General features: G+C 44.2%; 17 protein-coding genes. 12 read left to right on the forward strand and 5 right to left on the reverse strand.

Features of this window, described 5'->3' with window-relative positions; translation table 11 throughout:
- From F0251_RS13590 to F0251_RS13600, 3 genes are all read right to left on the reverse strand, one after another.
- Complete coding sequence (locus F0251_RS13590) at window positions 1–1,668, reverse strand: 4Fe-4S dicluster domain-containing protein (RefSeq protein WP_061034048.1); 1,668 nt, start codon at window positions 1,666–1,668, stop codon at window positions 1–3.
- Window positions 1,669–1,969: 301 nt separating this feature from the next.
- The gene (locus F0251_RS13595; RefSeq protein ID WP_171731165.1) at window positions 1,970–2,617 is read right to left on the reverse strand and encodes a DUF3306 domain-containing protein; all 648 of its coding nucleotides are present in this window, start codon (window positions 2,615–2,617) and stop codon (window positions 1,970–1,972) included.
- On the reverse strand, window positions 2,607–3,068 hold the full coding sequence (locus F0251_RS13600) for a DUF3305 domain-containing protein (protein WP_061034050.1): 462 nt from the start codon (window positions 3,066–3,068) through the stop codon (window positions 2,607–2,609). The genes F0251_RS13595 and F0251_RS13600 overlap by 11 nt, the downstream gene beginning before the upstream one ends.
- Before the next feature lie 397 nt (window positions 3,069–3,465).
- On the opposite strand from F0251_RS13600, the gene F0251_RS13605 reads away from it, so the two are divergent.
- From F0251_RS13605 to F0251_RS13650, 10 genes are all read left to right on the forward strand, one after another.
- Entirely contained in the window at window positions 3,466–4,290 is an 825-nt protein-coding gene (locus F0251_RS13605; RefSeq protein ID WP_171731166.1) for a formate dehydrogenase accessory sulfurtransferase FdhD, read from the forward strand.
- A 385-nt stretch (window positions 4,291–4,675) separates the two neighbouring features.
- Window positions 4,676–5,617: an MBL fold metallo-hydrolase gene (locus F0251_RS13610; protein ID WP_171731167.1), complete on the forward strand. Its 942-nt coding sequence runs from the start codon at window positions 4,676–4,678 to the stop codon at window positions 5,615–5,617.
- Between the two features lies 1 nt (window position 5,618).
- Entirely contained in the window at window positions 5,619–5,933 is a 315-nt protein-coding gene (locus tag F0251_RS13615) for a hypothetical protein (RefSeq protein WP_017630665.1), read from the forward strand.
- 83 nt (window positions 5,934–6,016) lie between these two features.
- Window positions 6,017–6,883: a DUF692 domain-containing protein gene (locus F0251_RS13620; RefSeq protein ID WP_116870623.1), complete on the forward strand. Its 867-nt coding sequence runs from the start codon at window positions 6,017–6,019 to the stop codon at window positions 6,881–6,883.
- Entirely contained in the window at window positions 6,876–7,643 is a 768-nt protein-coding gene (locus F0251_RS13625) for a putative DNA-binding domain-containing protein (protein WP_171731168.1), read from the forward strand. The genes F0251_RS13620 and F0251_RS13625 overlap by 8 nt, the downstream gene beginning before the upstream one ends.
- Window positions 7,640–8,248: a DoxX family protein gene (locus tag F0251_RS13630; protein ID WP_116870567.1), complete on the forward strand. Its 609-nt coding sequence runs from the start codon at window positions 7,640–7,642 to the stop codon at window positions 8,246–8,248. The genes F0251_RS13625 and F0251_RS13630 overlap by 4 nt, the downstream gene beginning before the upstream one ends.
- A 119-nt stretch (window positions 8,249–8,367) precedes the next feature.
- A complete protein-coding gene (locus tag F0251_RS13635; protein WP_171731169.1) occupies window positions 8,368–9,984 on the forward strand; it encodes a cytochrome ubiquinol oxidase subunit I in 1,617 nt (538 codons plus the stop codon).
- A 9-nt stretch (window positions 9,985–9,993) separates the two neighbouring features.
- A complete protein-coding gene (gene cydB, locus F0251_RS13640; protein ID WP_171731170.1) occupies window positions 9,994–11,130 on the forward strand; it encodes a cytochrome d ubiquinol oxidase subunit II in 1,137 nt (378 codons plus the stop codon).
- A 25-nt stretch (window positions 11,131–11,155) separates the two neighbouring features.
- A complete protein-coding gene (gene cydX, locus F0251_RS13645) occupies window positions 11,156–11,260 on the forward strand; it encodes a cytochrome bd-I oxidase subunit CydX (protein ID WP_116870564.1) in 105 nt (34 codons plus the stop codon).
- Window positions 11,261–11,563: 303 nt separating this feature from the next.
- Entirely contained in the window at window positions 11,564–13,453 is a 1,890-nt protein-coding gene (locus F0251_RS13650; RefSeq protein ID WP_171731171.1) for a methyl-accepting chemotaxis protein, read from the forward strand.
- Window positions 13,454–13,626: 173 nt separating this feature from the next.
- On the opposite strand, the gene F0251_RS13655 is transcribed toward F0251_RS13650, so the two are convergent.
- Window positions 13,627–15,210, reverse strand: coding sequence for an ABC-F family ATPase (locus tag F0251_RS13655; protein ID WP_008217915.1), 1,584 nt, complete (start codon window positions 15,208–15,210; stop codon window positions 13,627–13,629).
- A gap of 461 nt (window positions 15,211–15,671) precedes the next feature.
- Here F0251_RS13655 and F0251_RS13660 point away from each other — a divergent pair, with 461 nt between their 5' ends.
- Together F0251_RS13660 and F0251_RS13665 are read left to right on the forward strand one after the other, a co-directional pair.
- Window positions 15,672–18,017, forward strand: a complete 2,346-nt coding sequence (locus F0251_RS13660) for an ATP-binding protein (protein ID WP_061034053.1) — start codon at window positions 15,672–15,674, stop codon at window positions 18,015–18,017.
- A gap of 1 nt (window position 18,018) precedes the next feature.
- Window positions 18,019–18,909, forward strand: a complete 891-nt coding sequence (locus F0251_RS13665; RefSeq protein WP_061034054.1) for a mechanosensitive ion channel family protein — start codon at window positions 18,019–18,021, stop codon at window positions 18,907–18,909.
- A gap of 142 nt (window positions 18,910–19,051) precedes the next feature.
- Here F0251_RS13665 and F0251_RS13670 read toward each other — a convergent pair whose 3' ends face one another.
- A complete protein-coding gene (locus F0251_RS13670; protein WP_061034055.1) occupies window positions 19,052–20,671 on the reverse strand; it encodes a methyl-accepting chemotaxis protein in 1,620 nt (539 codons plus the stop codon).
- Between the last annotated feature and the right edge of the window lie 103 nt (window positions 20,672–20,774).

Here is a 20,774-nt window from a genome sequence, read left to right on the forward strand (position 1 = left end):
CTAGTATTTCAATTGTTTCAATGGGTCTTGAGCCATTGAATCGAACATATCCACCACACGGCAGTCTTCACACATAGCAATACGATTAATCGCTGCTTCATCTGAAAAGTGAGAGTGACCGCGTAACTTGTTCTGTAACATGTCAATCATAGACTGAGGTGCGAATGGTTTATGGCAACGTACACATTCCGCAGCTTTCTCTTCATGAATCACAACTGCTTTTTGACGTTCTTCTTTTACCCAGTTCATACGAGGCGTAAGAGTCAGAACATTTTCAGGACATGCCTTTTCACACAAGCCACATTGAATACAGTCTTGTTCTACAAATTTAAGTGATGGAGAAGCCCCGTCGGTATGAAGTGCACGTGTCGGACACACAGCCACACAGCTCATACATAACGTACAATCTTTGCTATCACACGAAACGTTGCCGTAAGGTGCGTTTGACGGAAGCTCAACAATATTTTCAACAGGAATACGAGCTGAAGACATCGCATCAAGTGCTGTAAATAGACGTTGGCGCTTGTTGCCTTGAAGATCGCCAAGTGCAAGGTCGAATGAATCCACACAAAGTGTTGGAGGCCCTTCACGTAGAGATTCTAAGTACAGAATATCGATGGTTTCTTTTGGAATACCGATTTGATCTAGTAGTTCTTGTGCAATCCCTACTTCGTTATTTAGAACACGAATGATCGTTTCTGGCATAAAGCGGGATGCCGCAAACAGAACTTGAGTCGCGCCATTAACTAATGCTGCAAACCAAGTATCGATACCAATAGATGGCAGTTCTTCTACGACAATTGGAATCACGTTATCTGGTAGCGCTTTAAGAGCCATCACGTTGTAAGTTTCATGACGTGAGCTACAGATAAGTACGATTGGATCCAGACCACCCGCTTGCTCATAGTTAGCTAGCGTACGTTCAATGAATTTTTGAGTATCGTCAGGGTTAGGTAATGCGTAAGAGATAGCTTCTGTCGGACAGCTCGTTGCACAAGTACCCACGCCTTGACATAGGTAAGGGTTAATCTCGATCTTATGACCCGTCTTATCTGAGCCTTCACTTGAAAGCGCGCCAGCAGGACAAGCATCAACACAACGCTCACAACCTTTAACACCACGAGAACTGTGTGCACATAGGTCTGTGTCCAAACGGAAGAACTTAGGCTTATCAAACGTGCCCATTAACGTAGGAATTTCTTCTAACGCTTCAGCTAGTTTTGGATAACCACGACCTACTGGGTAATAACCAGGAACAGGCACTTCTTCAGTCATGCAGCTATTCAGACATAAGTCCAAAACCACATCAAAACAGTCATGATTGATTGCTACTTTTGCAAGGTTATTGGTTAGGCCTTTGTTTTCGATTAGAACTTCGAACGTACCAAGGAACCCTGAAACCTGAACAGCATTTGCGTAGTAAAGCTCTGACTCAGTGTTGGTCGCTTTCGCACCGTCTGTTGAAAGTAGTGTCAGGCTTGTTAACTGAGGCAATTGCGCCGCAGCACTTTCGATGATCGCAGTTGGACCAATAATTAGCGTATTACCACCACTTTCATAACTTACTGTCGGTGGAATTAGGTTTGTTAACTCAACGGTATTCTCAAACGCATACAGCCTCGCCTTTGCGTTATTTGAAGTTGCTTGTTCTAATAATTGTTTAAGCATTGCTCAGTTCCATTTTTGGATATGGATAATCTGTTCAATCTTCATTGTAGTTAGCGTTGGAGAACTTGCTGAGTATTCAGTTAACAACGTATGGTCTCGTTAACTATTCATTCACTCATCAAGTTTACGCGAGTTATCTACAAAAAAGTCGATAATGGACTAGTTTTAGCAAATGCCGTGCCAATTTAATAATTCAATATTTTCAATGGATTAGATTAAATTTAAATCGATTTTGATAATAAAAAAACCGCTTGGGACATTTTGTCGCAAGCGGTTCATTGAGTGTTTAGTCAAAATGTACCTATTCTTTGTGTGGTATATTTTGTCCCACCTCTTTTGGGTCATTTTCGATAGCATCGGTGTCGAAACCAACCGGTACTGTGTTTTTATACAGTTCTTTTTGTTGTCCCGTAATTTCGTCACTTTCAACAAGATCTGATTCCGCGTCTTCAGCGTTGCTCACTGAAACTTCTTCTTTATTTTCAGTAACTTGCTCTTGTTCGCTTGACGTTTCTTCTTCTGCCTTCTCTTTTACCCAATCACGTAAGCTTTCAGCGACACCTTCAGAAAGTGACTTAAGATTACTATAATCGTCATCGTAATCGTCTAAGCCATCACGTACGTTAAACTCTTCTGAGAGAAATAACTTACGTAATGCGGCTTTTTTTACGCTTTCTGATGCTTCTGATACCAATAATTGAGCCATAGACAGCTCTTCAGTTGCCTCTGATGCCGACTCTTTAGTGTCACCTGACTCTCCTAAAGCGTTAGTTGGCTCGATAGGAGCTGGGTCATTTGGTGCGAGTTCTTCAGCAGAGGTGGGTGTTTGAGAAGCAGACTCAGGAGAGGTAACCGAGGTTTCCTCAAGAGGCTGTTCAGCTTCACGCGCTTTATCAGTCGATTCATCGAGCTTTCGTTGAGACCAACGGCTAAAAAAGTTAGTTGCCATTAGAACGACCTGCCCCTTTACGCTTCTTGCGTCTCGCTTCTAATAATTCACCATGACGACCGATAAAGGCTTCCATCCACGCTTGTACAGGTAAAGGCATGTCGTAAGACAATACTTGGTTATCTCCGTCCATGTACTGGCCTGCGACTGTTTGTGACGCCGTCAGTAATTGAATAATAGGCTTACCGGAGTCAACATTATCCATAACTAAGAATAGCTTAGGTTGCTGAGAGCTTAGATTGAAGCGGTAGTCGGTACGTTCGTCTTTGTGTAACTGGAGCAAACATACGTCTGGGGTTTCATGTTCAGGTGATAATTCAAAACCGATGAGTTCCCATTGAGTCGTTACCCAAATGCCCGTTTTGATCTCTTTCTCTATTCTTTGGACACCTATTGGCCAAGCTGATTCTGTTTTTTCGTAGTGTTCTTGGAATTCTTTTATCTCAGACATACTGCACCCAATTGATTTTCTTTATTCTGATCGTACGTAGGACATTTTGTACTTCGCATAATCATATACCCTCTACAAAGCAATAAACACGCCAATACATTTTAAGTCCTGCTCCGTCTTTAGTGCGTTTGTCGTAAAGTTACCCCTATAACGTTAGTCGATTGCGCTGGTTTGAGACAGTTAGTCTCGGTGAACTCTCATATTTTGCGCTATTTTAATCGAATGCTTCATGTTTTCTCGAATAGCCGCTATTTTGGAATGAGAATTGCTAAATGCTTGAGTTAAAGCTAAGAATGACTAAGTGACAGATAACGCATGTATTCTAAAGAGTCGTATGATGACTCTTGCCTAACTTCTTATCCCTTATAATCGCTATCTCATTAAGTAGGACGTGACTGTGGTAAAACCAAACATAATAAAAACCAGTGAAAACCCACTTCAGACCATCGAAGTTGAAGTGTTTGATGAATATGGCGAAAAGCTAACGAAACAAATTGCGTGCGAGCGCCCTCTTACCGTGATGTTGAACTGGAAAGAGATCGTAACGCTGATGACATTAGGCTCACGCCCAGAAGCATTAGTCTTGGGTTACTTGAAAAACCAAAGCTTCCTGTCTGATCCAGAAGCCGTTGAATCAATCATTATCGATTGGGAAACCAGTTCTGCAGCGGTTATTACTAAAGAAGATACGAGCCAACTTGAACAAGCACTGAAGAAGAAGACCGTAACGTCTGGCTGTGGTCAAGGTACCATGTATGGCAACGTGATGAAGCAATTGGAAGATTACCAAGTGCCTCAAACCAAGATTAAGCAATCTGAAATCTATACGGCTCTAGAAGCGCTGACTCATTATAACGACACCTACAAGAAAGCGGGTGCGGTTCATGGCTGTGCTGTTTGCAAAGACGATCAAGTGTTGTCGTTTGTGGAAGATGTAGGCCGTCACAATGCGGTTGATACCCTAGCGGGTGAGATGTGGCTTAACAAAGAAGATGGCGGAGATAAGATCTTCTACACCACAGGCCGCCTAACGTCTGAAATGGTGATTAAGGTAGCGCAGATGGGAATCCCTGTTCTACTGTCACGCTCTGGCGTCACACAAATGGGCTTAGATTTAGCTCAGAGGTTCGGCATAACAACGATTGCTCGTGCTAAAGGCTTGCGCTTCCAAGTGTTTACTGGTGCAGACAAAATAGATTTCGATGTGAAAGGCGAGCAGTAAACGTAAAGTTAACTCGTGCTTAGTTAATTTGTTATGGGTGCAGTATCAGCTGCACCTTTTTTATATTCTTCAGTTTTTAGACCAATCTAGCCCCTAGCCAAATTTACTTTCTAATCAAATACCCTCCCACTGATCGCTTAAACACCCTTAGTTTGTTCTTATGTTGAACACTTTTCTATCTCATAAACTATTCCATCATTCTTGTTAAGTTTGATTGAACATTAATTTCAAAATTACTAGATATACCAAACGTTAACAATTCTTTATCTTGTGCTCCGTGAACAGAACGAAGCACGCACCCAACGTGCCGCTTGGCGAAAGTTTCACTTCTTTGAATGCTCACATCAAAGAAAAACGAATAAGAAACAAAGAATTGGATAACAATATGAAACAGCCATTAAAAGCACTCGCGTTAGCGCTCGGATTGACGTTAGCAGCAAACAGTTATGCCATCGAAGTGAAACCTGTTGATACCGATTTCACACTTCAGATCCTTGGTTCGGGTGGTCCTATCTCGGATGACCTACGTGCATCTTCAGGAGAGATCATTTGGTGGAAAGGAAAGTCACGCATCATGATTGATGCCGGCGGCGGTGTTTATCTTCGCTTCGGTCAAGCAGGCGCAAAGCTTGAAGACTTAGATTTTATGGGGATCACTCACTTTCACACCGACCACGTAAATGACGTTCCTGCGCTACTTAAAGGTGGCTATTTCTTTGAGCGTGAAAAGGCATTGGAGATTTCAGGCCCAGCCGCTGGTTCAGCCTTCCCAAGCCTAAATGGTTACTTCGCAGCGAACTTTGACCCTGACCACGGCGCATACGCTTATCTTGCTGGCTTATACGATGGAACCGATGGCCTATTCCCAGTCAACCTTATCGATGTTGATTACCAATCGACAGTGCCAACCGTCGTTTATGAAAAGGATGGTTTGAAGATCACCGCTCTGGGTATCCCTCATGGTGATGTGCCTTGTCTCGCTTACCGAATCGAAAGTGAAGAAGGCGTGATGGTGATTTCAGCAGACCAAAATGGTAGCAACCCTGCTTTCTTAGACTTCGCTCGTGGCGCTGACATCATGATGATGCCAATGGCTATTCATGAACAAGCCGATGGTGTTTCTACCTTCATGCACGCTAAGCCTTCTGTCGTTGGAAAGATTGCTCAAGAGATCAATCCGAAAATGTTGGTGCTCAACCACTGGATGGGTTTAGGACTCAAGCTTAAATCAGAATCTGTGAAAATCGTTCGTGAATACTACGATGGGCCAATTATGTCTGGCCGCGACCTCGCAAGCTTCCCTATGTCTGCCGTAAAGGAGAAATAATATGAACAATAAAATCGCCCTTTCAATCGCAATTACTTCTGCAATTAGTCTTCATTCTGCGATGGCATTTGCAGATACGCCACCAGAAGCGCCCGTTGAGGCAAAAGCATCATCTGGTCATGGGGGCAAATGTGCAGCCGGTAAGTGTGGTACCGAAAAACGTTTCGAAAAGGCTGAACTTACTAGCGACCCGCAAGATCGCCTGGTGCGTGCTCGTGATGGTAAGTGTGGCTTAACGGCTGAAGGTATTTCACCGAGTAAAGAACGCATCATATTGGCGAACAGCAAGGTAACAGGTGGAGTATGTGGCCAGTAGAAACACATGAAACTAAAGCGTTAAAAACTAAGGCTCTAGCATCAAATAACCGAGCCCTTTCAAGTAGAGAGTTAAACCATAAAGTGCGAACTATTCAGAATACAGACAAAGGCATTGGATTACGCAGTGAGCACATAGAACTGCTCGCTCGTTCCCCAAAGCACCCTGATATCGATTTCCTGGAGCTAGCACCAGAGAACTGGATGAGTTTAGGCGGACTAAAGCGTGAACAACTACAGGATATAGCGAAGCAATACCCTTTGATCGCACACGGTTTAAGCTTGTCTATAGGGGATTGCCAACCGCTAAATACGAAGTTTGTTCGTCAAGTTGGTCAATTTCTCGATGAGTTAAATATCGAGGTGTATAGCGAACATTTAAGCTTTTCTCGCGATAACCAAGGGTATTTGTATGAACTGTTACCCGTGCCACGTCGAGCGGAAAATATCATCTACTTAGCAGACAGAATTAAACAAGTCCAAGACATCATCCAACGTCCTTTGGTGATGGAGAACATCTCTTATTACCATAACTACGGACAAGAGATGCTTGAGGGTGAGTTTATCGCTGATATTGCTGAGCGTAGTGGCTGTGAGCTGCTTGTCGACATCAACAACCTGTATGTGAATAGCCAGAACCATCATTTCGATGCGGCTGAGATGATCAAGACGCTGCCAAGTGATGCGATTCGCTACTACCACATTGCTGGGCATCTTGTAGAGAGTGACAAATCGCTGCTAGATACCCACGGTAAGGAAGTACAACAGGCTGTGATTGACCTGGCACGTTATACCTTTGCACTTCATGGCAGCAAGCCTTTGTTACTCGAACGAGACAACAACGTGCCTCCTTTGGTTGTGCTGACAGAAGAGCTACGAGATGTACACAGTCAGATCTTGGATGCGGGTGTAACTCATCGCCCTATCGAGCAGGAGTTGTCATATGCATAACCCACCAAGCTCAATGGTAACGCAAACACAAGCTTTGGCCGCATTGATACGTTCGCCTCTTGAAGACAATACCGTGTGTCGATACAGCGAATTCATTAGAGATAACGTGTTTGGGGTATTAAACAACACCTTCCCGTTGTTTTGTCAGCAAGTCGATCAAGACCAACTACTGATATTGGTGGATGAGTTTGTGGTCGTGCATTACGCCTCTGAGCCGGAGTTTCACCATATCGCGACTGAGTTTGTCAGCTTTATTCAACGCCGAACCGAAGCCATGTATGGCAGTCGCTTGACCGCAGCCCACGCTCTATCAACAGACCACTTGGCAGTTCTTGAATATGAGTGGTGTGCGTTTTGCGTTGAGATTGATTCAACAGAAAAAGTGTTACCTGTTACGTGTACATGTGACGTTCGAGAGGATGGACAACAGCTTCAGTTAGGGCTGTCAGTGAATCAAACAATGAATCTCGTTCAGGTGCCTTTCCTGATTCATGGTGAGTCACTGACGTTTCTGACACAAAGGCGCCACCCGGTGTATTACGCGATGTACCGAGACTCAAACCAGCGCGTTAATACCATAAAACTTAGAGAAATCGATGTTGCGATTATCCAAATGATCCAACAACAGCCAAATCAATCTCTAGCCAATACAAAACAAATAATTGCTCAACAATTGGCGAGATTCGAGTTTATTAATTGGGTTGAACACTTCAGTGACATTGAGCTGATTGGCGTTCACTCTTTAGGAGAAAATTTATGATTAAGTCAGCCGTCAACTGGTACGACGCTATCGTCGAAAAATGCAAACAATACGATTACTTAGCACTGCTTTTGGTGCGCCTTTACTTGATTCCAGTGATTTATGTGGGTGCTCGTTCAAAGGTACTTGGCTTCTCAGGAACCGTTGCATGGTTTGGGGCTTCTGCAGCCGATGGAGGCCTTAACCTTCCCTTTCCTGAGTTACTGGCATTCCTAGCGGCAGCAACCGAAGTGCTTGGGTGTATCTGTATCGCGTTAGGTCTGTTTACTCGCTTTATCTCGATTCCAATGATTTTCATGATGAGCGTAGCGAGTGCAATGGTTCACTGGAAACACGGTTGGGATGCGATTGCGACTGGCGGTATGGAAGCGACCATTAGACTGAATGGTTTCATCGAATGGTTGTCTGTTAACTTCCCTGGTCGCTACAACTACATCACTGAGCTTGGCGACCCAGTAATGCTGAATAACGGTATGGAGTTCGCAGGCACCTATTTTGTCATGCTGTTGGTTCTTCTTGTCTTCGGTGGCGGTCGCTACGTAAGTGCTGATTACTGGCTACGTAAAAAGTTCTCTAAAAAGCAAGACAAAGCACTTCGTTGGTAATCAAACCCAATTACGTCTAACGCCATAGCGCTATATGTAACCTCCTAATTAGTTCTCTCTAATTATCATTTTATTTTCCATTATCTTACCCGTCACACACGTGGCGGGAAGGAGTTTTTATGCTTACAGATGTCGTCGATCTGTCGCGGTTTCAATTCGCGAGTACCGCGCTTTATCACTTTATATTCGTTCCGCTCACTATAGGACTCTCCTTTTTACTTGCAGTGATGGAATCGCTGTATGTCATGACCAATAAGACAATCTACAAGGACATGACTAAGTTCTGGGGTAAATTGTTCGGTATTAACTTCGCGGTTGGTGTAGCAACCGGCTTAACCATGGAATTCCAGTTTGGTACTAACTGGGCGTACTACTCTCACTACGTGGGTGACATTTTTGGCGCGCCGCTCGCGATAGAAGCTTTGATTGCGTTTTTCTTGGAATCCACCTTAGTCGGCATGTTCTTCTTTGGTTGGGACAAGTTATCTAAGCGTCAGCACTTGTCAGTGACTTGGCTAACAGCCTTAGGTTCTAACTTCTCTGGTCTATGGATTTTGATGGCCAACGGTTGGATGCAAAACCCTGTTGGTGCCGAGTTTAACTTCGAAACCATGCGCATGGAGATGACAGATTTCATAGAGGTGATCTTTAATCCTGTGACACAGGTGAAGTTTGTGCACACCGTTGCCGCGGGTTACACCACCGGCGCATTATTCATCATGGGTATCAGTGCTTACTACATGTTGAAAGGTCGTGATCTGCCGTTCGCTCGTCGTTCATTTGCAATCGCGAGTGCCTTTGGTATGGCTGCCATTGTTTCAACCGTGATGCTTGGTGATGAGTCTGGCTATGAGTTAGGTGATGTTCAGCAAGTGAAACTGGCCGCTATCGAAGCTGAATGGCACACTGAAGAAGCACCGGCCTCTTTCACTCTGTTCGGTTTCCCAAACCAAGAGACCATGGAGACAGACTACGCTATTAAAATCCCTTACGTGATGGGGATTATCGCAACGCGTTCTTTAGATACACCTGTTATAGGGATTCATGATCTATTAGCAAAAAATGAAGAACGAGTGCGCAGCGGTATCTTGGCTTATGGACTATTAGAAAAACTACGCTCTGGTGATAAATCACAACAAAATATCGATGATTTTGAATCGGTTAAGCACGATCTCGGCTATGGGTTGCTGGTTAAAAAATACAGTGACAACGTGGTGGATGCTACAGAAAGCCAAATCAAGCAGGCCGCTAAAGACACCATTCCTACGGTTGCCCCGCTATTCTGGAGTTTCCGAATCATGGTGGTGTGTGGTGTCTTGATGTTCGCGATCATTGGGCTTTCATTCGTCCAGATTTGCCGTCGTAAGATTGGGACGAATCGTTGGCTGTTGAAAGCAACCGTATGTGCGATACCACTACCATGGATTGCCTGTGAAGCCGGATGGTTTGTTGCTGAGTATGGTCGTCAACCTTGGGCTATTGGTGAAATCCTCCCAGTAAATATGGCGGCTTCAAACCTACCCGCTTCAAGTTTGTGGCTCTCTATTGCTTTGGTTTACCTCTTGTACACCTTGTTCTTAATCGTGGAAATGTTCCTGATGGTCAAGTTCGCAAAAATGGGCCCGAGCGCGTTAAAAACCGGCCGTTATCACCACGAGAGAACGCATACCGAGCCAACATCTTCTTTGGAATACAACACTACGAATCAGTTAGATAAATCTATTGATCTTCATTAAGGAATTCAGATGTTTGATTACGAAAGTCTTCGCCTGTTTACATGGGCAATAATTGGCGTGTTGTTGATCGGTTTTATCATCACTGACGGTTTTGATATGGGAGTCGCAACTCTACTCCCTGTTCTTGGAAAATCGGAAGTCGACCGACGAATTATGATTAACTCCATAGCACCTCACTGGGACGGTAACCAAGTGTGGCTAGTAACGGCAGGTGGCGCAATATTCGCTATATGGCCAGCAATATACGCCGCCGCGTTTTCAGGGTTCTATTTAGCAATGATATTAGTGCTCGCGACCTTGTGGTTGAGACCATTAGGTATGGACTACCGTGCAAAAATCGACAATCCACAATGGAAAAAAGCCTGTGACATTGCACTGATCATCAGCGGCTTTATTCCTCCAGTTATTTTTGGTGTTGGTTTCGGCAACTTATTAATTGGTGTTCCGTTTGAATTTAACGAGTTGCTAATGATGTCGTACCAAGGTGGTTTTTGGGATCTACTTACGCCCTTCCCGCTATTATGCGGTCTAGTGAGCTTGGCTATGGTTGTGACGCAAGGCGCGGCATTTTTACAAATGAAAACAACGGGCGATTTAAAACAGCGAGCACAGAGAGTCATTATATGTATGGCACTCACTACTGCTGGGTTATTTGCTGTGGGCGGTTTGTTTGCCTACACCCTGCCAGGCTATCTCATCACTAGTCCAGTCGTAACGGATGCGGTTTCAAATCCATTACTGAAGCATGTTGTGAAGTTTGATGATTTACTTCTGCACAACTACGAAACTGATCCCGTACTTTGGATTATCCCAGCGTTAGGCATCATTGGGATGTTGAGCTGCGCACTAATGACTCGACTGAACCGTGCAGGATTAGCTTTTGCATCTTCAAGCTTGTCTATTGCAAGCATTATAACAACCGCGGGCGTCGCTTTGTTTCCAATGATCATGCCATCTAGCTTGGTACCTTCTCATAGTTTGACGTTGTGGGACGGAACCTCTAGTCAACTGACTTTGAGCATTATCTCTGTTGTTGCGGTCATCGTTGTGCCTATTATCTTGGGTTACACAATCTGGTGTTACTACAAGATGTTCGGTCGCTTAGACAGTAAATACATTCATGATAACAGTTCATCGCTGTATTAATTTTGGCGAACCAAGAGGATAACTTATGTGGTATTTATGTTGGGTTCTGGGAATCTTGCTCGCTTGCGCATTTGGCATCATTAATGCGCTATGGTTAGAAAACACAGACCTTCTAGATGAGACGGATTAACGGATAACTCGTTTCATATAAACGAACATAGGGTATGTTGTTTTCATTTTTTATACTGAAAATTGCCCGCTAATGTTTGTGGAAAGCCTTCGTTTCGCTATGAAATGGAGGCTTTTTTTGATCGTACATGAGCCACTCGTACCATCTAAACCTGCAGGTCCTATCTCTTGAATTAGCTTTTCCTTAAATGAATCTTGATTTAACACCCCAATAAGCTATTAGTTACATATTCATCAGTTTAATGAATCTATTAATACAAATTAGAGATGAATATCAACGTCACCGGCTTAAAGGGAATTAACCATGAGTAATCCATCGGAACCTAAGCATCCTCTGCTGTCTCTTTCTATTCGCAGTAAGTTTATTTTAATCAACCTCACCCTGTTTATTTCTGTTTTTATCTATGCCGTCTACGAGCAACTCAGCTTAGACAAATTGGAATCATTGGAGATCGCTGCGACCGAAAACCTCAGAAGCTCAGTAGATTTATTAACGCTTAGGCGACATGAGAAAGACTTCTTGTCTCGCCACAATCAAAAATACGCAGAGCGTTTCGATAAAACCGCCGACATATTGAATCAAAGATTGGTGACGTTGAACCAAACTCTCACCTCGCACGAACTTCACCTGACCGAGCAAATGACCAAGATCTCCGATACCCTTCATCAGTACCAGAAACAGTTCCACCAGATCGTCAATCAAGTGAACGACATTGAACGTACAACCCCACCTTTGGGCTTTGTCGCCGCTCTTGATGGAAAAAGAACAGCGCTGAAATCAGCAATCGAATCAGAATCAAGCTTGGCACTGGAACTTGCGTTGTTAGAGCTGATCGAAAAAGACTTCCATTACCTCGCACATATTAATAGCCAAACGAATGCGGCGTTAACCAATGCTCTTGTTGATTTTGAACCCTACTCCCAAACCTCGATTGCGACTGAACAAGCCTATTCCGAATATAAGGCTGCAGTTGAAACTCTGTTGGTCGCTAACAGCAATCTAGGCTTGTCTGCAGAGTTGGGGCTTAGAGGCGCATTACGTAGCAATGTCCATAAAACGGAACAAGCCATTGAAGAAGTGCAGAATGAGATAAGCCATGCAATTACAGTGGCAGTTAGGCACACACAAAATATGTTGCATCTGTTTGGCGCCGCTATTGTTGCGTTGCTTTCTTTGCTGTTGGTGTTCATCGGTCGCAATATCTTGGGTCGTATCAAAGCGATAAACGTGATGATGGAGTCGATTGCCAATGGCGATGGTGATTTAACGGTGCGAATGAACGCTAAAGGTAACGACGAGCTCGCTCAACTTGCTCACTCGTTTGATACCTTCATCAACAAGCTGCACGGCAACATTAAAGAGTTGTCGGGAGTTATGACAGTGTTGACAGAGAGTTCATGTAGCTCTGAAGAAGCCGCGATCAAAAGCATGAGTAATGCTGAGAAACAGAAACAACAATCGGAGTCCGTCGCGACCGCTGTGAACGAACTGGTGATGACCAGTAACGAGGTCACAGCCAATATAGAAAATGCCGCAACTAATGCAGAGAAAATTAAAGATAACGCCCATCAAGCATTACAAGAAACACACTTAACAGATGCGAGTATCAATGTGTTGGTTGAAAACATTGCAGAGTCGCAAGACCTAATCGTGCAGCTTGAAGAACAGAGCCGTGAAATCAATCAAGTGGTAACGACGATTCAGGGAATTGCCGAACAAACTAACCTACTTGCGCTTAACGCTGCGATTGAAGCTGCACGAGCAGGCGATCATGGACGAGGCTTTGCCGTGGTCGCCTCTGAAGTGAGAGAGCTTTCTTTAATGACTAACGACTCAACCCATCAAATTGAATCGACCATTCATGGTTTAACGTCCGGCATTGCCAAGACAGTCGCTAAGATGTCGGCAAGCTTGGAGCAAACCGAACAAGTTAAGCACCAGACTAAAGATGTGGTCAATGCGATTGAAGGTATCCACTTTCAAGTCGGAGAGATGTTCGACCTTAACAGTCAGATAGCGACAGCATCTGAAGAACAATCCATGGTATCTGCGGAGATCGACCGAAACATCAGCGACATCGCTCATCTAGCAAGTAATACACATACCGTAGTATCAGGATCAGTGCGTTGTAGTGAGCAGGTATCGAGCGTGAGTGTGAAGTTAGAGAAGATTGTGGCTCAGTTTAAATACTGATGTGTAGCCTACTTTGTTGTGGGCTGTCACCACCTCTGCATAAACTGTAGGTAATAAAAAACGCCCTTATCGCTTTATGCTGATAAGGGCGTTTTAATTCTATAAGGACACTTTCTGTTATCTGCAGACTACAGGTGTCTATAAACAGCGGTTGTCCGAAGCACTAGTCTAGATTAGCCACGTGCTTTTAGGAATTCAGCGTAAGTACCACGGAAATCGTTGATCTTGCCATCTTTGATTTCAAGGATACGCGTTGCTAGAGAGTCTACGAATACACGGTCGTGAGATACGAAGAACAATGTGCCTTTGTAGTTCTCAAGAGCCAAGTTAAGCGCTTCGATAGATTCCATATCCATGTGGTTAGTTGGTTCATCCATAAGTAGGATGTTTGGCTTGTGCATCATGATCTTACCAAGAAGCATACGACCTTGCTCACCACCAGAAATTACCTTAACTGATTTCTTAATGTCGTCTTGACCAAATAGCATACGACCTAGGAAGCCACGAACTACCTGCTCGTCTTCACCTTCTTGACGCCATTGGCTCATCCAATCGAACAGGTTCATGTCTTGTTCGAAGTCATGTGCGTGGTCTTGAGCGTAGTAACCGATGTTTGAGTTTTCAGACCACTTGTACTCACCAGTGCGAGCTTCAAGTTCGCCAGCTAGTGTGTTCAGAAGTGTTGTTTTACCCACACCATTCTCACCGATGATCGCAACGCGCTCACCTACTTCGAAGATCGCATCGAACTTGTTGAATAGGTCTTCTTCGAAGCCTTGAGATAGGTTTTCAACCACAAGTGCGTTACGGAATAGCTCTTTAGACTGTTCAAAACGAATGAATGGGTTTTGACGGCTAGAAGCTTTCACTTCTTCAAGCTGAATCTTATCGATTTGCTTAGCACGAGACGTTGCTTGCTTCGCTTTAGATGCGTTAGCAGAGAAACGAGAAACGAAGGTTTGAAGTTCAGCAATTTGTGCTTTCTTCTTAGCATTATCAGACAGTAGACGTTCACGCGCTTGAGTCGCAGCCGTCATGTACTCATCGTAGTTACCCGGGAATAGGCGAAGTTCACCGTAATCAAGGTCAGCCATGTGCGTACAAACAGAGTTTAGGAAGTGACGGTCGTGCGAAATGATGATCATTGTGCAGTTACGTTGGTTTAGCGTATCTTCCAACCACTTGATGGTATCCATGTCCAGGTTGTTCGTTGGTTCGTCAAGAAGCATGATGTGCGGGTCTGCGAACAGAACTTGTGCTAGAAGCACACGAAGTTTCCAACCAGGTGCTACTTCGCTCATTAGGCCGAAGTGCAATGCTTCTTCGATACCTACAGCAAGAAGAAGCTCACCCGCTTTCGCTTCTGCCATGTAACCGTCCATCTCAGCGAATTGAACTTCAAGATCAGCTACCTTCATGCCGTCTTCTTCGCTCATTTCTGGCAAAGAATAGATGCGGTCACGCTCTTGTTTAATAGTCCAAAGCTCTTTGTGACCCATGATAACTGTGTCGATTACCGAGAATTCTTCGTAAGCGAATTGGTCTTGGTTCAGTTTTGCAACGCGCTCGTTTGGATCGTAGCTTACGTTACCAGCACTCGGCTCAAGTTCACCAGATAGGATCTTCATGAACGTCGATTTACCACAGCCATTCGCGCCGATTAAACCGTAACGGTTACCTTCGCCGAACTTAACTGAAATATTTTCGAAAAGTGGCTTAGCGCCGAATTGTTGGGTGATATTTGCTGTGGAGATCAATGCCTTTACCTTTTTAATGTGAAAAACGCCGCAACGTTACTTGTTCAGGGCTTTAACTGCAAGTATTGATTGCAATTACCCGCTAATAAGTGAGCGATAACCTAGCTAAATCATAGTTTGAGATAACTCACATTTTTGATTTCTATTTATAGAGCGATAAATAGCCAAACTGTGCAACATATAAAGTATTGAGCCACTGAGTAAAATCCGCCTTATATAAAGACATATCTCTTATAAATAATTTAATATATCGCATAACAACCCGTTACAACCAAAGCTTCTTTATACATAGCTATTCACAACACCCTCTAATGCACAAATACTAGTCTAACGCCTGACAGTTTCATGACAAAACACCAAGATTCGGGGATAAAGTACTCGCCCTCATTAATGCATGAGATTTCACAAAGCTCGATTATCTAACTATAGTAATCCTAACCTCATAATTCTAAGAGACTTTTATGCGTTCATTACCGCGCTTCTTATTCCTCATATTAGCCATGCTCTCATGGCCGAGTCATGCCAACTTGGAATATGACTTACAATCACAACCTCAGGTCTCTGACATTGCCCAAGATCTGAGTAATCGTATCGATGAGCTTCCCGACCCTCTTTTTATGGAGGCGTCAGATAAGCGCAAGGTAAATCTGTTGCTCGCTGAAGTGCTCCGTGTTCAGAATCAGCAAATCGCAACGTTCGATAAACGACTCAAGGCTTATCGAGAAAACAGCGAGCCAAAACAGTGGTTCGATGTAGAGTCTAGCTACGTCACGTTGAACAGCTTGAATGTGAGCAAGCAGCACTTATTGGAGCAAAGCACCACAAGTAACAGAGAACGCTTGACCGGTTTTGGTCCTTACGGTGTTACCCAGTTCAAACAAGAGTGGGAACTGACAAAGCTAAACGTCGAATACTTGGTGTATTTCCAAATACGCAGCTTCAAAGCGCTTATTAAAGACATCTTCATTTCCCCGGTGCCTGTGATTGGTGCAGCGTTAAAAGTGCTGTTCATCTATTTTGCGCTGGTGTGGTGGTTAGCGAACAGTAAAAGGTTGATCGAACTGTTTCGCGTTAACCTGCTCGAAGCGAAGCCAAACCCTCCATTCCTGATTCGTTTAATTTGGTATGTGAGCCGTGCGGATAGAGCCATTGCTTGGTTAATTGCTATCACCCTGTCTCTGCGTGTGCTATCAAGTATCCCTAGCCTGCAACATCTGATATTCCTTGAGATCTTCACGTGGTGGATTTTAGGTGGCTCGATCGCAATCAGCTTCATTCTTGAGTTTGCATACCGCATGGGACGTACCTCAAACAAAGAAGTCATTGCGCTACGCCTTTCAACGATTCGCCGTTACGTATGGAGTTTCATTGTTGCTGGTGTGATTCTGCAAATCTCAAGCATCACGCTGGGTAAAGGCACCATCTACAGTTGGATTTACAGCGTTCTATTCTTTTGGTTTGTGTTGGTGACCATCTCGGTACTTCGATTATGGAGAGCGAAGGTATTCAATAGCCTAGAACATATCTCTGATCGCCCAGTGTGGGTTAATTGGGCCGTGAATCGCCAAGATACTTTTTTACTTAATATCATCGCGACTGCGCTTGGTATTGCTTGGTTGAGTGTTTATCACTTCCAGCATCGCATCATGTCACTGCTTTCGAACTACACAGTATTCAGTCAAGCACTGGCTTACCTGTTTAGGATTGAAGTGGCTAAGCAGTCTGACCTTGATAAGAATCAGAAAAACTTAGTGCGTATTAAAGGCGATCAGACATACGAATACATTCTACCTGGATCCATCGACAGCGAGCTGATTGACTATGCAGGCGATGAAGTAAAACAACTGTCTCGTTATCTTATGTCTGACAGCCCAGCGATTTGTATCGTGTCGGGTGAACGTGGCGTGGGTGCAACAACGCTTCTGTATACCCTACTGCACAAGGTATCGAATGCAGAACCAATTTACGTTAGTTGCCCTTACGCGGGTTACCAAGAATTACTGTGTCACCTAGCAGTAAGCATCGGCTTAGAAGAAGACGCAACTGAGATTCAAATCTTGGCACATCTTCGTAAGAGCGAAACGACTTATCTGATTGCAATTGATAATGCCCAGCGCCTAGTTAAACCAATGGTTGGTGGTCTTTCTGATCTGATTCGATTAACTAACTTACTTCGTCGTTCGAAGAAGAACCACAGAATCGTGATGTCGATTGCCAAGTCTAGCTGGCGATTTGTCGACCGAGCTCGTGGCGAGCGTCTATTGTTTGATTTGGTTTGTTTCCTTCCACGTTGGACTGAGAAACAAGTTGGCGAGTTGCTAACCAGCCGTATCAATACTGAACTCGATAAGCCATTGTCGTTTGATGGTTTAGTGGTACCAAAACAGTGGGACCAAGATGACATGAGCGAAGAAGAGCGCGCGCGCCAAGGTTTCTATCGTATCTTGTGGCACTACTCCGATGGTAACCCAACCGTTGCACTGCGCTTCTTCCGTCTCTCTTTAAATAGAAATAAAGAGACAGACCAAGCGGTGGTAAGGCTGTTCCACGTACCCGAGGCGCAAGAACTAGAGAACATGCCAAAACCAATGTTGGCGGTCCTTCGCTCTATCGTTCAGTTAGAGATCGCGTCTACCGAGGTGCTATCAGAGTGTACTCAGCTAAGTATTGCTGAAGTCACCGGTATTCTTCGCTATTTTGAAAGCCGTGGTTACATTGGTTGGAATGAAGACAAGGCGAAAATTTCCGACCACTGGTTCCGACACATTACTAACGTTCTCGACCGTCAACATTTATTGGTGAAGTAAAATGAAGAAGTTATTTGTCCTATTATTTGTTGGCTTGGCAACGGCGGTAAGTTTCCCGACTTATGCGACAGAAGAGTTAGCCAATGTAGAAAACATCTCTAAGATCGCGAGCTTGGTTCGTTGGAGTGGCGTGTTCTTCTCCATCATAGTCATTGCAGCGATGTGGTTATTATTGAAGTTCATCAACTCAATGGTGACGAGCTTTGGTAGTCAGTTCGTTCAATATCGAATGCTGTTGCAAAAGCTTCAATCGTTCATGCAGTTCTTCATTTATGTGAGTACGGGTCTTATCGTGTTCATGATGAGTTTCCGTATCAACGACCAAATCTTGGCTCTGATTGGCGGTACTCTTGCCGTATCGGTCGGCTTTGCGCTTAAAGACTTGGCGGCCTCTTTCATCGCGGGTATCACCGTAATGATTGACAGACCATTTCAAGTCGGTGACCGCGTCACGTTTGAAGGTAACTACGGCGACATTATTACTATCGGTTTACGCTCGGTACGTATGAGAACTTTGAATGACGACATCATCACGATTCCAAACAACAAGTTCTTAAACGAAGTCACCACCAGTGGTAACTATGGCGCGCTGGATATGCAGGTGGTGATTCCGTTTTACGTCGGTATGGATGAGGACATCACCCTCGCCCGTGATCTGATACAGGAAGCGGCCTCATCAAGCCGTTACATCCACCTACCTAAGCCTGTGACGGTGTTGGTGAAACAGACCATTACTGACAACTACCTAGCAATACAGCTAACCTGTAAAGCTTATGTGGTGGATACAGCCTATGAGAAACTGTTCGAGACAGATATTACGCTTCGTGTCATGAAAGAGTTTAAGAAACACAACATCAACCCACCTAAAATCTCGGTGGCTGCTCACTCATAGCTTTAGGTTGATTACTCGATTGTTCGAAACAAAAACACCTCCGCACTTGAATAAGATTGGAGGTGTTTTTTTATGGTTGCCGCCTATGTAACAGCTATTAATTTTACCGCTCTATGGCTCCATAAGTTTCTGGTGAAAAGCGCTAAACCTTAAAGTACTTCAACTGTTCTGTGAGATGTTCAGTGGTGTTTGCCATCTTCTGACTGTCTTCAGCCAGCGATTGTGAAGCCTGTAGGACTTCGTTAGCGGCCAAATGAATACCAGTAACACTCTCACTCATCTCTGTTGCTACTGTGCTCTGCTGCTCGGACGCAGCAGCAATTTGCGAGACCATATCATTGGCGTTGTGTAGCTCATTCACAATCACATCGAGTTGCTGGCGTGTCTCATTAGATGCAACCACGCTGTGGTCCACTTTTTCGTTGCTGCTTTGCATAGCATTAAATGTACGTTCGGCTTGTTGTGTTAGCTTCTCGATGGTCGATTGCACTTCGTTGGTAGAATTTTGCGTGCGACTTGCTAGGTTACGAACTTCATCAGCAACTACAGCAAAACCGCGCCCTTGTTCCCCTGCACGTGCCGCTTCGATAGCGGCGTTTAACGCTAGTAGATTAGTTTGCTCAGACACATCGCGAATCACACCAACCACTTGGCTTATCTCTGTAACACCAGATTGAAGATCTCTGACCAAGTTATTTGCAGTTGAAATGTTCTCAGATACTTGAGATATGGTCGTTGCGGTTACCTGCATGTTTTCATCATTTTGGTTAGCGTGATCGACCACTTTGTTGGTACTCGCAGCGGTGTTTTCTGCATTCATCGCGACATCTGAAATGGTCGCGCTCATCTCTGTCATTGCGGTCGATAACAGTTCAAGCTGTGCATGTTGCGAATTCACACTGGTTGCTGCCTCTTCACTGGCCTGCGCGATATGACTTGCCATATTACTAGACAGATCCGCAGACTCGTTTGCTGTACGAAGCGTTGTTTGCAGTTTGTCGAGCATGGTGTCGATCTGGTGGCTCATATCGCCCAACTCATCTTTACGTGTCATATTCATGCGAACACGAAGGTCACCATCGGCAATTTTATGCGTGTTATCGATAAGCTTGTTAAGCGGGACGATTATGTTATTTGAAATCGCATAACCCATCGCAAACAGTAAGCCTGATAAAACAACTGCGACCATGCCTTCTTTAAGTGCTAATGCGTAGAAAGCCTCTTGAATATCAGCGACCAGTATTCCTGAGCCAATAATCCAGTTCCACTCAGGGAAGAGTTGTACGTAAGAGATTTTATCTTTGAGTTCACCTTGAGGGCTCATCCACTGGTAATCGAGAAAGCCTTTCTCTTGAGGTGAGCGTGAGATCGTCACCATTTCACGCCAATGGTGCTTTCCTGCTCCGTCTTTCAAATTACCTGCGTTGGTACCATTAAGCTCAGGTTTGAGCGGATGACTAATAATGTTGAGTTGTTGGTTAAGGATCCAGAAGTAATTGGTGTTGTCATAACGAAGCGTCTTAATGGCTTGTAGCGCTCGCTCCTTTGCGACTTCTTCACCTAGTACACTACGTTGGCTGTAGTAATAGCCGGCTAAGCTTACTGCGGTTTCAACTTGAGCACTGAGCTTATCTTGCCGCTCTTCCATAGAGCTGGCTCTTTGCTGCATGAGGTTAAATGTAGATGCCATTACTAGCAGTACAACCGATAGAACGACAATTGAGGCGAGTTTTGACTTGATAGATAAGTTACTTAATTTCATAGCTGACTGACTTTATTATTTGTTTTGATTATGGATTTTCGACCAAGTTATCAAAATTTTGTACAGTTCAGATGATATGCATCAAGAACACTAAATATACACT

Origin of the sequence: Vibrio sp. 070316B (genome assembly GCF_013114115.1) — a bacterium.
GTDB lineage: Bacteria > Pseudomonadota > Gammaproteobacteria > Enterobacterales > Vibrionaceae > Vibrio > Vibrio chagasii_B.

Coding starts and splice junctions, on each gene's coding strand:
- F0251_RS13590 (WP_061034048.1), bottom strand. CDS start 1,668: ATGCTTAAACAATTATTAGAACAAGCAACTTCAAATAACGCAAAGGCG.
- F0251_RS13595 (WP_171731165.1), bottom strand. CDS start 2,617: ATGGCAACTAACTTTTTTAGCCGTTGGTCTCAACGAAAGCTCGATGAA.
- F0251_RS13600 (WP_061034050.1), bottom strand. CDS start 3,068: ATGTCTGAGATAAAAGAATTCCAAGAACACTACGAAAAAACAGAATCA.
- F0251_RS13610 (WP_171731167.1), top strand. CDS start 4,676: ATGAAACAGCCATTAAAAGCACTCGCGTTAGCGCTCGGATTGACGTTA.
- F0251_RS13615 (WP_017630665.1), top strand. CDS start 5,619: ATGAACAATAAAATCGCCCTTTCAATCGCAATTACTTCTGCAATTAGT.
- F0251_RS13625 (WP_171731168.1), top strand. CDS start 6,876: ATGCATAACCCACCAAGCTCAATGGTAACGCAAACACAAGCTTTGGCC.
- F0251_RS13630 (WP_116870567.1), top strand. CDS start 7,640: ATGATTAAGTCAGCCGTCAACTGGTACGACGCTATCGTCGAAAAATGC.
- F0251_RS13635 (WP_171731169.1), top strand. CDS start 8,368: ATGCTTACAGATGTCGTCGATCTGTCGCGGTTTCAATTCGCGAGTACC.
- cydB (WP_171731170.1), top strand. CDS start 9,994: ATGTTTGATTACGAAAGTCTTCGCCTGTTTACATGGGCAATAATTGGC.
- cydX (WP_116870564.1), top strand. CDS start 11,156: ATGTGGTATTTATGTTGGGTTCTGGGAATCTTGCTCGCTTGCGCATTT.
- F0251_RS13650 (WP_171731171.1), top strand. CDS start 11,564: ATGAGTAATCCATCGGAACCTAAGCATCCTCTGCTGTCTCTTTCTATT.
- F0251_RS13660 (WP_061034053.1), top strand. CDS start 15,672: ATGCGTTCATTACCGCGCTTCTTATTCCTCATATTAGCCATGCTCTCA.
- F0251_RS13665 (WP_061034054.1), top strand. CDS start 18,019: ATGAAGAAGTTATTTGTCCTATTATTTGTTGGCTTGGCAACGGCGGTA.
- F0251_RS13670 (WP_061034055.1), bottom strand. CDS start 20,671: ATGAAATTAAGTAACTTATCTATCAAGTCAAAACTCGCCTCAATTGTC.